The organism is Pseudomonas sp. UYIF39 (assembly GCF_029963765.1).
Classification (GTDB): domain Bacteria; phylum Pseudomonadota; class Gammaproteobacteria; order Pseudomonadales; family Pseudomonadaceae; genus Aquipseudomonas.
Genome location: NZ_JALBYU010000011.1, coordinates 1 through 12,669 on the forward strand (window position 1 = coordinate 1; position 12,669 = coordinate 12,669).

Annotated in this window: 10 protein-coding genes; 4 read left to right on the forward strand and 6 right to left on the reverse strand. The window is 59.3% G+C overall.

What is annotated here, in order from left to right; genetic code table 11:
- Positions 1 to 109: 109 nt before the first annotated feature.
- The 6 genes from era to lptF all read right to left on the reverse strand — a co-directional run bounded on the left by era (position 110) and on the right by lptF (position 6,882).
- Complete coding sequence (gene era, locus MO767_RS16485) at positions 110 to 1,012, reverse strand: GTPase Era (RefSeq protein ID WP_008151577.1); 903 nt, start codon at positions 1,010 to 1,012, stop codon at positions 110 to 112.
- The gene (gene rnc, locus MO767_RS16490) at positions 1,005 to 1,694 is read right to left on the reverse strand and encodes a ribonuclease III (protein WP_033053426.1); all 690 of its coding nucleotides are present in this window, start codon (positions 1,692 to 1,694) and stop codon (positions 1,005 to 1,007) included. Before rnc ends, era begins: the two co-directional genes overlap by 8 nt.
- A gap of 184 nt (positions 1,695 to 1,878) precedes the next feature.
- On the reverse strand, positions 1,879 to 2,733 hold the full coding sequence (lepB, locus tag MO767_RS16495) for a signal peptidase I (RefSeq protein ID WP_282481367.1): 855 nt from the start codon (positions 2,731 to 2,733) through the stop codon (positions 1,879 to 1,881).
- A 5-nt stretch (positions 2,734 to 2,738) separates the two neighbouring features.
- Entirely contained in the window at positions 2,739 to 4,538 is a 1,800-nt protein-coding gene (lepA, locus tag MO767_RS16500; RefSeq protein ID WP_008151572.1) for a translation elongation factor 4, read from the reverse strand.
- 171 nt (positions 4,539 to 4,709) lie between these two features.
- Positions 4,710 to 5,771 (reverse strand): LPS export ABC transporter permease LptG, encoded by a 1,062-nt coding sequence (gene lptG, locus MO767_RS16505; protein ID WP_282481368.1) that lies wholly within the window; start codon positions 5,769 to 5,771, stop codon positions 4,710 to 4,712.
- On the reverse strand, positions 5,764 to 6,882 hold the full coding sequence (gene lptF, locus MO767_RS16510) for an LPS export ABC transporter permease LptF (protein WP_282481369.1): 1,119 nt from the start codon (positions 6,880 to 6,882) through the stop codon (positions 5,764 to 5,766). Before lptF ends, lptG begins: the two co-directional genes overlap by 8 nt.
- A 306-nt stretch (positions 6,883 to 7,188) precedes the next feature.
- Between lptF and MO767_RS16515 the strand changes: the two genes are divergently transcribed.
- The 4 genes from MO767_RS16515 (at position 7,189) to MO767_RS16530 (ending at position 12,557) form a co-directional block, all read left to right on the forward strand.
- Positions 7,189 to 8,679: a leucyl aminopeptidase gene (locus tag MO767_RS16515; protein ID WP_282481370.1), complete on the forward strand. Its 1,491-nt coding sequence runs from the start codon at positions 7,189 to 7,191 to the stop codon at positions 8,677 to 8,679.
- A gap of 60 nt (positions 8,680 to 8,739) precedes the next feature.
- Positions 8,740 to 9,168 (forward strand): DNA polymerase III subunit chi, encoded by a 429-nt coding sequence (locus MO767_RS16520; protein ID WP_282481371.1) that lies wholly within the window; start codon positions 8,740 to 8,742, stop codon positions 9,166 to 9,168.
- Positions 9,169 to 9,176: 8 nt separating this feature from the next.
- Positions 9,177 to 9,572, forward strand: a complete 396-nt coding sequence (locus MO767_RS16525; RefSeq protein WP_282481372.1) for a DNA polymerase III subunit chi — start codon at positions 9,177 to 9,179, stop codon at positions 9,570 to 9,572.
- Positions 9,573 to 9,710: 138 nt separating this feature from the next.
- Positions 9,711 to 12,557, forward strand: coding sequence for a valine--tRNA ligase (locus tag MO767_RS16530; RefSeq protein WP_282481373.1), 2,847 nt, complete (start codon positions 9,711 to 9,713; stop codon positions 12,555 to 12,557).
- Positions 12,558 to 12,669: the final 112 nt, after the last annotated feature.

A 12,669-nucleotide genomic window follows, 5' to 3' on the forward strand; every position in this document is an offset into this window, starting at 1 on the left:
AGGGCATGACATTCAACATCGATGTTGACTGGCAGACCGCTATCGTCGGAACGCCGCCCGGAGCAAGCTCGCTCCCACAGGGGTTCTTCGGTGTAACAGGAACCGGGTGTTACAGGTCGCCGTAACCCAGCGAACGCAAGGCGCGTTCGTCGTCGGACCAGCCGCCTTTCACCTTGACCCAGAGGTTGAGCATGATCTTGGAGTCGAACAGCAACTCCATGTCCTTGCGTGCCTCGGTGCCGATGCGCTTGATCCGCTCGCCCTTGTCGCCAATGATGATTTTCTTCTGGCCGTCGCGCTCGACGAGGATCAAGGCATGGATGTGCAGGGTTTTGCCCTGTTGCTTGAACTCTTCGATTTCGACGGTGATCTGGTACGGCAGCTCGGCGCCCATCTGGCGCATGATTTTCTCACGTACCAGTTCAGCGGCGAGGAAGCGGCTGCTGCGATCAGTGATCTGGTCTTCCGGGAAGAAGTGATCGTTTTCCGGCAGGTAACCGGCAATCACGCGCTCCAGCGTTTCGAGGTTATGCCCGTGCTGGGCCGAGATCGGCATGATCTGCGCGTTCGGCAACTGTTCCTGCAACCAGGTCAGGTGCGGCATCAGCTCGGCTTTATCTTCGATGCGGTCAGTCTTGTTCAGCGCCACGATCAGCGGGCCGGTCACGTATTGAACGCGCTCGAGGACCATCTGGTCTTCGTCGGTCCACTTGGTGCGGTCAACCACGAAGATCACCACGTCGACGTCTTTCAACGCCGCCGAAGCGGTCTTGTTCATGTAGCGGTTCAGGGCTTTCTCGCCACCTTTATGCATGCCGGGGGTATCGACGTAGATCGCCTGCACGGCGCCTTCGGTCTTGATGCCGAGCATGTTGTGGCGAGTGGTCTGAGGCTTGCGCGAGGTGATCGCCAGCTTCTGACCGAGGATGTGGTTCAGCAGCGTGGACTTGCCCACGTTGGGACGGCCGACGATGGCGACATAGCCACAGCGAGTTGCAGTTGAATCAGTCATGGCCATTCTCCACGCCCAGGGCAATCAGTGCTGCAGCGGCCGCTACCTGTTCGGCAATACGACGGCTCACACCCTGACCTCGGCTTTTTTCATTCAGTAAGGTGATTTCACATTCGACGAAGAACGTCCGGCAATGCGGCTCACCCTGGATATCCACCACTTCGTAACGCGGCAGTTCACAACCCCGCGACTGCAGGAACTCTTGCAGACGGGTTTTTGGATCTTTGTTGGTGTCGACCAGCGTCAGGCCTTCGAACTCCCCGGCCAGCCAGGCCAGCACGCGTTCGCGTGCCATGTCCATGCCGGCATCCAGGTAGATCGCACCGATCAGCGCTTCAAGGGCATCGGCCAGAATCGACTCGCGACGGAAACCGCCGCTTTTCAATTCACCGGAACCCAGGCGCAGGTATTCGCCCAGATCGAAACCGCGAGCCAGTACGGCCAGGGTCTCGCCTTTCACCAGGCGTGCGCGCAAGCGCGACAACTGACCTTCGCGGGCCAGCGGGAAGCGATCGAACAGCGCCTCGCCAGCGACAAAATTAAGGATGGCATCACCGAGGAATTCCAGGCGTTCGTTGTTTCGCCCGGCAAAGCTGCGGTGAGTCAGGGCCAGGACCATCAGTTCCTGATCCTTGAAGGTGTAGCCGAGCTGACGCTCGAGACGGCTTAAGGAGACGCTCACGGTTTACCCACGCTGAGTTCGTGGTTGGGTTCCACCGCCATCGCCGTGATGCGGCGCAGGCTTGGGACAATTAACGCTGTGTTCAAAAATAACGTCCTGAATATCGTTGTTTTCATGCTTCCGGCGTCGATTATGCCGACTCCAGAAATGCATTCGGCGCTGTGTTCAACAGCGCCGTGTGTGATTACTTGATCAGGCCAACCCGCGAGAAATTCGGCAGGTGACTGAGTTTAGGTTCCGGCCAGCTCATCCAGACTGCGAAGGCCTTGCCGACGATATTCTTGTCGGGAACCATGCCCAGCAGATCCTTGGGAATGCTCGGATCATCCCAGTAGCGACTGTCATTCGAGTTGTCGCGGTTGTCGCCCATCATGAAGTAGTGCCCGGCAGGCACGGTCCACGAATGGTCCGGCGTTGCGCGGTAACGGCTCATTTCCTTGCGGATCAGGTGCTCGGCGACGCCGAGTTTTTCCTTGTAGAGCTCGGCGCTACCCAACGTTCCCGGCTCGGAGCCGACCAGTTGTTCGGCAATTGACTCACCGTTGACGAACAGGCGCTTGTCGGCGGTGTAACGAATCTGGTCACCCGGCAGGCCCACCACACGTTTAATGTAGTTGACGTTCGGATCGCTCGGGTAGCGGAACACCATCACATCGCCGCGCTGTGGATCACCGACTTCGATGACTTTCTTGTCGATCACCGGCAAGCGGATCCCGTAAGAAAACTTGTTCACCAGGATGAAGTCGCCAACATCCAGGGTCGGTTTCATCGAGCCGGAAGGAATCTGGAACGGTTCCACCAGGAACGAACGCAGTACCAGCACGATGAACAACACCGGGAAGAACGACTTGCCGTATTCGACCAGCAGCGGCTCTTTGTTCAGTTTCTCGACCACCACTCCGTCAGGCTGGCTGACGCTGCCCTGATAGGAGGCAATGGCGGCACGCCGACGCGGCGCCAGGAAAAGCAGATCGAGCAACGCCAACAGGCCGCAGACGAACACGGCGATGACCAGCAACAGCGGGAAATTTAGTGACATAGGACCTAACTATCCAACCTGAGCACTGCAAGGAAGGCTTCTTGTGGAATTTCCACGTTACCGACTTGCTTCATGCGTTTTTTACCGGCCTTTTGCTTTTCAAGCAGTTTCTTCTTACGGCTGACGTCACCGCCGTAGCATTTGGCCAATACGTTCTTTCTGAGTGCCTTGACGGAGGTCCGCGCAATAATCTGCCCGCCAATGGCGGCCTGGATCGCGACGTCGAACATCTGACGTGGAATCAGTTCTTTCATCTTCTCGGTCAACTGGCGACCTTTGTAGTGCGCGTTATCCTTGTGCACGATCAGCGCCAGGGCGTCGACCTTGTCACCGTTGATCAGCACATCCAGTTTCACCAGATTAGCCGATTGATAACGATCGAAATGGTAATCCAGCGATGCATAGCCACGGCTGGTGGATTTCAGACGGTCGAAGAAGTCCAGGACCACTTCGTTCATCGGTAAATCGTAGGTCACTTGAACCTGGGTACCGAGGAACAGCATGTCGTGCTGTACGCCACGCTTCTCGATGCACAGGGTAATGACGTTGCCCAGGTGCTCTTGCGGCACAAGAATATTGGCCCGCACGATCGGTTCGCGCATGTCTTCGATCGAGGACAGGTCTGGCAGCTTCGACGGGTTGTCGACGTAAATCGTTTCACCGGTTTTCAGCAGCAGCTCGAAAATTACCGTCGGCGCCGTGGTGATCAGGTCCAGGTCGTACTCGCGCTCCAGGCGCTCCTGGATGATTTCCATGTGCAACATGCCGAGGAACCCGCAACGGAAGCCGAAGCCCAGGGCGTCGGAGCTTTCCGGGGTGTATTGCAGGGACGAGTCGTTGAGCGTGAGCTTTTGCAGGGCTTCACGGAAATCTTCGAAGTCGTCGGAGCTGACCGGGAACAGGCCGGCGTATACCTGCGGCTGAATGCGTTTGAAGCCTGGCAGCACGTCGACGTCCGGCGTAGAACTCAAGGTCAGGGTGTCACCGACCGGTGCACCGTGAATGTCCTTGATGCCGGCGATGATGAAGCCCACTTCGCCGGCCTTCAGGTCAACGGTGGCGGTGTGTTTCGGGTTGAAGACACCGACGCTGTCCACGAGGTGGATCTTGCCGGTGGACTTGACCAGGATCTTGTCGCCCTTCTTCACACGACCGTGGCGCACGCGAACCAGGGAAACAACGCCCAGGTAGTTGTCGAACCAGGAGTCGATGATCAACGCTTGCAGCGGATCTTCATAGTTGCCGGTCGGCGCAGGAATGGTCTTGACCAGACGTTCTAGCACTTCGTCGACGCCCAGACCGGTCTTGGCACTGCACTCGACCGCGTCGGTGGCATCGATGCCGATGATTTTTTCGATTTCTTCTTTGACGCGGTCCGGATCGGCCTGAGGCAGGTCGATCTTGTTCAGGACCGGCATCACTTCCAGGCCCTGCTCAATCGCGGTGTAGCAGTTGGCTACCGACTGCGCTTCAACGCCCTGACCGGCATCGACCACCAGCAACGCGCCTTCACAGGCCGCCAGCGACCGGCTGACTTCGTAGGTGAAGTCAACGTGGCCCGGGGTGTCAATGAAGTTAAGCTGGTATTTGATGCCATCGCGTGCGGTGTAATACAGGGTGACGCTGTGGGCCTTGATGGTGATCCCGCGTTCACGTTCCAGGTCCATGGAGTCCAGAACCTGGGCTTCCATTTCGCGCTCGGCAAGGCCGCCACACATCTGGATGAAGCGATCGGCCAGCGTCGACTTGCCATGGTCAATGTGGGCGATGATGGAGAAATTGCGGATATGACTCAAATCACTCACGGATCAACACTCAAAAAGGCTGCAGGCATAGCCCGCCGAAAAATAGCCGGGAATTGTACCTGATCCACGGCGCAAGCGTCACGTTCGCAGGTCAGACGGCGCCTACAAAAACGCCCCGGTCTTGCGACAGGGGCGTTTTGAGTGACCTGCAAGGTCAGGAGAAACCCTTGATCAACCGGCCCTGCGCAACAACCAGACCCCGGCCAGGGCACAAACACCCGCCGGAATCAGTACCGCAAACAGCGGCGAGAAACCGAAGACCAGGCTCGAAGGACCGAGCAAATCCTGAACAATACGGAAGGTGAAGCCCACCAGCACGCCAGTGAACACCCGCTGACCGAGGGTCACCGAGCGCAACGGACCGAAAATGAAGGAAATCGCCATCAGCACCAGCGCGGCGGTGACCAGCGGTTGCAACACCTTGACCCAAAATGCCAGCCAGTAACGACCATTGCTCAAGCCCTGGTCAGCCAGGTAGTGGATGTACCCCCACAGACCACTGATTGACAGCGAATCGGGCGACATCACCACGGTATCCAGCAGTTGCGGGCTCAACGCCACGTTCCAGCGCTCGATCGGAGCGGTCACCACTTCGGTGTTCTTGTCATGGAATAACGTGGTCGTGACATCGCTGAGCTGCCAGTGATCCTTGTCGAATTCGGCGCGCTTGGCGAAGCTTGAGGACAACATGTGGCGCTGATCGTCGAAGCGATAACGGGTCACGCCATACAGCAAACCGTTTGGCTGCACGGAGTTGACGTGAACGAACTCGTCCCCCTGACGGTGCCACAGGCCATGCTTGGCGCTTTGCGCATCGCCGCTGCCCTGGGCCAGCGAGCGATTGGCCTGAGCGGTGACTTCGGTGGCCGGCGCAACGTATTCGCCGATCAGCACACCCACCACCATCAGGATCAGCATTGGCTTCATGACCGCCCAGACGATGCGCCCGATCGACACGCCCGCAGCGCGCATGATGGTCAGCTCGCTGTGACTGGCCAGACTGCCGAGGCCTATCAGGCAACCGATCAGTGCAGCCATCGGCAACATGTCGTAAAGACGACGCGGCGCGGTCAGCAGGACATAACTCAACACGTCGACCAAGGTGTAGGTATCGCTGACCTCACTCATTTCATCGATGAACGCGAACAGCGTCGCCAGACCAAGAATGATCCCCAGTACCGCCAGAATTGCCACGAACACGCTGCTACCAATGTAGCGATCGAGCTTATCCACGAGCCACCTCCAGCGCGCTGCGACGACTCGCCAGCTTCAACTGAAGGGGTTCCCAATAGAGCAAGCCCAGGCCGATGACCAGGAAGATTGCATGCACCCACCACAACCCCAGAGTTGGCGGGATTTTGCCCTTTTCAAGGGCGCCGCGAGCGGCAATCAGGATGGACAGGTAAGCCATATATAGAAGAATCGCCGGCAACAGCTTGAGGAAGCGCCCCTGACGCGGATTGACCCGCGACAACGGCACCGCCATCAAGGTCACGATGAAGACCAGCAACGGCAAGGACAGACGCCATTGCAGCTCGGTACGCAAGCGGATGTCGTCACTGTCCAGCAAAAATCTGGTGGTCATTGCGTCGCGGTCGGTCACTTCGTCGCTGACATCCGGCTTGGGCAGCAATACGCCGTACTCCTCGTACTTGATCGCCCGGTAGTCGGCCTGCCCCGGATTGCCGTCATAGCGATAGCCGTTGTCGAGAATCAGGTAACGGTTACCGTCGGGGCGAATTTCCTGACGGCCCTTCTCGGCCACCAGCACGGAAATCCCGCGATCCTTGTTTTCGGAATTGACGTTCTTCTGCGAAATGAACACGCCGCCGAGGTTGATGCGGTCGTCCGACAGCGTTTCGGTGTAGGTCACCCGCGTTCCGTCACGCAGGGCCTGGAAGCGACCTGGCTCCAGGGTGTCGAACTCGGTCAGGGCATCCTGCTTGTTCAGCAGCAACTGGAACTGATTGGCGCCTTGTGGCGCCAGGCTCAGGCTCAGCCACGCCACCACCACTGCAACCAGGGTGGCTGGAAAAAGGGTCATGGCAAGCAGACGCTGCTGGCTCATGCCGGTGGCAGACAGCACGGTCATTTCGCTTTCGAGGTACAGGCGGCCGTAGGCCAGCAGGATGCCGAGAAACAGGCCCAGAGGCAAAATCAACTGCAGGAAACCCGGCAGACGAAAGCCCATGATCAGGAACAGCGAACCCGGATCCAGGAGGCCAGAGGCTGCCTGGGCGAGGTACTTGATGAAGCGACCGCTCATGATGATGACCAGCAGCACAGCGCTGACGGCGCTCAAGGTCAACATGACTTCGCGGGATAGATAACGGAAGACGATCAAACCAGACACTCCAGGGTTGTCAGGCTAAGGCGGCCAAACAAGCAAACATATCAGACAGCCCGCAGGGCAGAGCCGCCGAAAAAGATGGCGCATTATCCTGTGATTGAGTGCGCCTGTCACTGCGCATGCTCAAGCAGGCGGGTAATGCGCTGAAGATCGTACAACCGAGGGTTGTCAGGCGCCGGTAGCGAGGTTCAAACTGCGGCCTTTGTCGCGGGCCGTGACCTGCGTCTTTCTATTTATAAGCAAGCTCGAATGCATGCCGTCGAGCACTTGCGTGTTGACCATTAATTCAGGGACCCGGACATGGAACTGGTTGTAAAAAGCGTTAGCCCAGAAACGTTGAAAACCGCCACTCTGGTGGTCGCCGTCGGCGAAGGCCGCAAGCTCGGCGCCGTCGCCAAACAACTCGACGAACTGAGCGGTGGCGCCATCAGCGCTGTGCTCAAGCGCGGCGACCTGGCCGGCAAAGTCGGTCAGAGTCTGTTGCTGCACAGCCTGCCGAACCTCAAGGCCGAGCGCGTGCTGCTGGTCGGCGTTGGCAAGGATGAAGAGCTGGGCGACCGCCCGTTCCGTAAAATCATTGCCGGTATCCTCAACACCCTCAAAGGCCTGGGCGGCAGCGACGCAGTGCTGGCCCTGGACGAAATCGTGGTCAAAGGCCGTGACAGCTACGGCAAGACCCGCCTGCTGGCCGAAACCCTGGTGGACGGCGAATACACGTTCGATCAATTCAAGAGCCAGAAAGCCGAGCCTCGCGCCCTGAAGAAAGTCACCCTGGTGACCATCAAGGCTGCACAGGCTGAAGTCGAGCGCGCCGTGGCCCACGCCACCGCTATCGCCAATGGCATGGCGTTCACCCGCGACCTGGGTAACCTGCCGCCGAACATCTGCCACCCGATGTTCCTCGGTGAGCAAGCGAAGAACCTGGGCAAAGAATTCAAAAGCCTGAAAGTCGAAGTCCTTGATGAGAAGAAGATCAAGGACTTGGGCATGGGCTCGTTCTACGCCGTGGGCCAGGGCAGCGCCCAGCCACCGCGCCTGATCGTCATGCAATACAACGGCGGCAAGAAATCCGAGAAGCCGTACGCACTGGTTGGCAAAGGCATCACCTTTGACACTGGCGGCATCAGCCTGAAACCGGGCGCCGGCATGGATGAAATGAAGTACGACATGGGCGGCGCTGCCAGCGTATTCGGCACCCTGCGTGCCGTGCTCGAGCTGAAACTGCCGATCAACCTGGTGTGCATCCTGGCCTGCGCCGAGAACATGCCGAGCGGCAATGCTTCGCGTCCTGGCGACATCGTCACCACCATGAGCGGCCAGACCGTGGAAATCCTCAACACCGACGCCGAAGGCCGTCTGGTGCTGTGCGACGCACTGACCTACTCCGAGCGCTTCAAGCCGCAAGCAGTGATCGACATCGCGACCCTGACCGGCGCTTGCGTCGTTGCGCTGGGTTCCCACACGTCGGGCTTGCTGGGCAACAACGACGAACTGATCGGCCAACTGCTGAGCGCCGGCCAATCGGCTGACGATCGTGCCTGGCAACTCCCGCTGTTCGATGAGTACCAGGAACAGCTGGACAGCCCGTTCGCCGACATCGCCAACATCGGTGGCCCGAAAGCCGGCACCATCACCGCTGCCTGCTTCCTGTCGCGCTTCACCAAGAACCTCAACTGGGCGCACCTGGACATCGCCGGCACAGCCTGGACTAGCGGCGGCAAGGACAAGGGCGCCACTGGCCGTCCGGTTCCATTGCTGACCCAATACCTGCTGGACCGCGCCAAAGCCTGAAACCGATGACTTCCGGTGGTGTCACTCTCGGGTGATGCCACTTGAAGCTCAGGAACCGCAATGACCAAAGTCGACTTCTATGTCCTGCCCAGCGCCGATCCTTCAGCGCGGCTGGACTTTGCCTGCAAGCTCACCGAGAAAGCCTGGCGCATGGGCCACCGCATCTATCTGCATTGCAGCGATGCTGCCCAGCGTGATGACCTCGATGCGCGTTTGTGGGCCTTCAAGGGCGAAAGCTTCGTGCCCCACGGCCCCGCCGAAAGCGAGCCGGAGGGTTTCATTGTGTTGGGCCTTGGCGATGACTGCGGTCCGCATCAGGACCTGTTGGTCAATCTCGCCCTGAAAGTCCCGGCATTCGCCAACAAGTTCGCCCGCGTGGCGGAAGTGGTGGTGGAAGATTCGACGATTCGTACGGCTGCGCGGGAGAGTTTCCGTTTCTACCGCGAACAGGGCTATCCTCTGCAAGATCACCGTTTACAGCGACTCTGAGCATTCCGATGGACACTCCAAAACCGCTGCAAAAGTCCGCGCATCTGCTGGACGACCTTGAGTCGATCCGCCAACTGCTCGGCGATGACAACCTGCAACCGCCCTTGCTCACCGACACGGTCGAGGACGATGATCAGGAACAGATTCCAATGCTGTTCGATACGGTCGGCGCCAGCCCACCCATTCTCGAACCGGCGCCACTCGCCCCTGCCGCCCCTGCTGCCCAACCGGCGCCCGCCGCCAGCAAGAGCCCCGAGGACCTGCTGCACCTGGATGGCGAACTGCGCGCCGCCGCGCAATTGATCATGCAAGACGTAATCGACGACTTCGCCCCGCACATCGAAACCGAAATCAAACGCCGCCTCAGCGCGCGGATGGAACGGTTGTTGAGTCAGTACGAGTAACACCCATCTCCTGTGGGAGCAGGTTTGCCTGCTCCCACATTTGGCCTGCGCCCTGTCTGCACCCGCTCGCCCTGCGCCCCATGCCCCGCTATACTTGCCGGCTTTTCCTGAATAAATGCCAATAGGGTCCCGCCGCGCATGGATAAGACCTACCAGCCGCACGCCATTGAAACTTCCTGGTACAACACCTGGGAGTCAGAGAATTACTTCGCCCCGCAAGGCGCGGGCGAGTCCTACACCATCATGATCCCGCCGCCGAACGTCACCGGCAGCCTGCACATGGGTCACGGCTTCAACAACGCGATCATGGACGCCCTGATCCGTTTCCGCCGCATGCAGGGTCGTAACACCCTGTGGCAGCCGGGTACCGACCACGCCGGTATCGCCACGCAAATGCTGGTGGAGCGTCAACTCGAAGCCCAGGGCCAGAATCGTCACGATCTGGGCCGTGAGAAATTCCTCGAAAAAGTCTGGGAATGGAAGGATCAGTCCGGCGGCAACATCAGCCGTCAGATCCGCCGCCTCGGCTCGTCCGTGGACTGGGGCCGCGAGCGCTTCACCATGGACGACGGCCTTTCGGAAGCCGTGAAAGAAGCCTTTGTGCGCCTGCACGAAGACGGCCTGATCTACCGCGGCAAGCGCCTGGTCAACTGGGACACCAAGTTGCACACGGCGATTTCCGACCTCGAGGTGGAAAACCACGACGAGAAAGGTTTCCTGTGGAACCTGAAATACCCGCTGGCCGATGGCGCCAAGACCGCTGAAGGCAACGACTACCTGATCGTCGCGACCACCCGCCCGGAAACCATGCTCGGCGACTCCGCCGTAGCGGTTAACCCGAACGATGAACGCTACCAAGCCCTGATCGGCAAATTTGTCGAGCTGCCGCTGGTCGGCCGCCGCATTCCGATCATCGCCGATGATTACTGCGATCCTGAATTCGGCACCGGCTGCGTGAAAATCACCCCGGCCCACGATTTCAACGACTACGAAGTCGGCAAGCGCCACAACCTGCCGCTGCTGAACATCTTCGACAAGAACGCCGCCGTACTGCCGGCCTGTCAGGTGTTCAACCTCGACGGCACGCTGAACGAAAGCATCGACGGCAAGATTCCGGCCGAATACGCCGGCCTCGACCGTTTCGAAGCGCGCAAGCAAATCGTTGCTGCATTCGACGCCGCTGGCCTGTTGGTCAGCGTTGATGATCACGCCCTGAAAGTGCCGAAAGGCGACCGTTCCGGCACCATCATTGAGCCGTGGCTGACCGACCAATGGTATGTGTCGACCAAGCCTTTGGCTGAGCCAGCCATCGCAGCTGTTGAAGACGGTCGCATCGCGTTCGTGCCGAAACAGTACGAAAACATGTACTTCTCGTGGATGCGCGACATCCAGGACTGGTGCATCAGCCGTCAGTTGTGGTGGGGCCACCGGATTCCGGCCTGGTACGACGAGTCGGGCAAGGTCTACGTCGGTCGCGACGAAGCCGAAGTACGTGCCAAGCACAACCTCGGCCCGGACGTTGCGCTGCAACAGGACAACGACGTTCTCGACACCTGGTTCAGTTCGGGCCTGTGGACATTCTCGACGCTCGGCTGGCCTGAGCAGACCGAATTCCTGAAGAAATTCCACTCCACCGACGTGCTGGTGACCGGCTTCGACATCATTTTCTTCTGGGTTGCCCGGATGATCATGCTCACCATGCACTTGGTGAAGAACGAAGACGGCACACCGCAAGTTCCGTTCAAGACCGTTTATGTTCATGGCCTGGTGCGAGATGGCCAAGGCCAGAAGATGTCCAAGTCCAAGGGCAACGTCCTGGACCCGCTGGACATCATCGACGGCATCGAGCTCGAAGACCTGGTGCAGAAACGCACCTCCGGCATGATGCAGCCGAAACTGGCGAAGAAGATCGAGAAGCAGACCCGCGACGAGTTCGCCGACGGCATCGCCAGCTACGGCACCGACGCCCTGCGCTTCACCTTCTGCTCGCTGGCCTCCACCGGTCGCGACATCAAGTTCGACATGGGCCGCGTCGAAGGCTATCGCAACTTCTGCAACAAGATCTGGAACGCCGCGCGTTATGTTCTGGACAAGGGCGAAGACTGCGGCCAGAACGGCGAGGCTTACGAGCTGTCACTGGCGGATCGCTGGATCATCTCGCAGCTGCAGCGCACCGAAGCCGAAGTGACCCGTCAGCTCGACCAGTTCCGTTTCGACCTGGCCGCACAAGCCTTGTACGAGTTCATCTGGAACCAGTATTGCGACTGGTACCTGGAACTCTCCAAGCCTGTGCTGTGGGACGAAAACGCGCCGATCGAACGTCAGCGTGGCACCCGCCGCACGCTGGTTCGGGTATTGGAAGTCGCGCTGCGTCTGGCACATCCGTTCATGCCGTTCATCACCGAAGAAATCTGGCAGCGTATCGCGCCGCTGGCCGGTATCGAAGGCAAGACGATCATGCTGCAACCGTGGCCAGTGGCCAATGAAGAGCGCATCGATCCGGCCGCCGAGAACGACATCGAATGGCTCAAAGGCCTGATGCTCGGCACGCGTAACATCCGTGGCGAAATGAACATCGGTCCTGGCAAGCCGTTGAACCTGTTCCTGAAAAACGTCAGCGCCGAAGATCAGCGTCGTCTCACCGAGAACGAAGCCCTGCTGAAGAAGCTGGCTCGCCTCGAATCGATCACCGTGTTGGCTGCTGGCGAAGAAGCACCGCTGTCCGCCACCGCACTGGTTGGCGAGATGGAAGTGCTGGTGCCGATGGCCGGACTGATCGACAAAGACGCCGAACTGGCGCGTCTGGACAAGGAAATCCTGCGTCTACAGGGCGAAGTTCAGCGCGTGGGCGGCAAGCTGTCCAACGCCGGTTTCGTCGACAAGGCCCCGGCCGAAGTCATCGAGAAGGAACGCGCCAAACTGGCTGAAGCAGAACAGGCTTTGGGCAAGTTGGCCGAGCAGCATGCGCGGATTGCCAGCCTGTAACGGCAAATCGCAATGAAAACGGGAGGCCTGGTGGCCTCCCGTTTTTTTTTGCGCCGAGAATCCCCCGTAGATGTGGGACAATACCCGCCACTTTTAGCCATACCCGAATCGA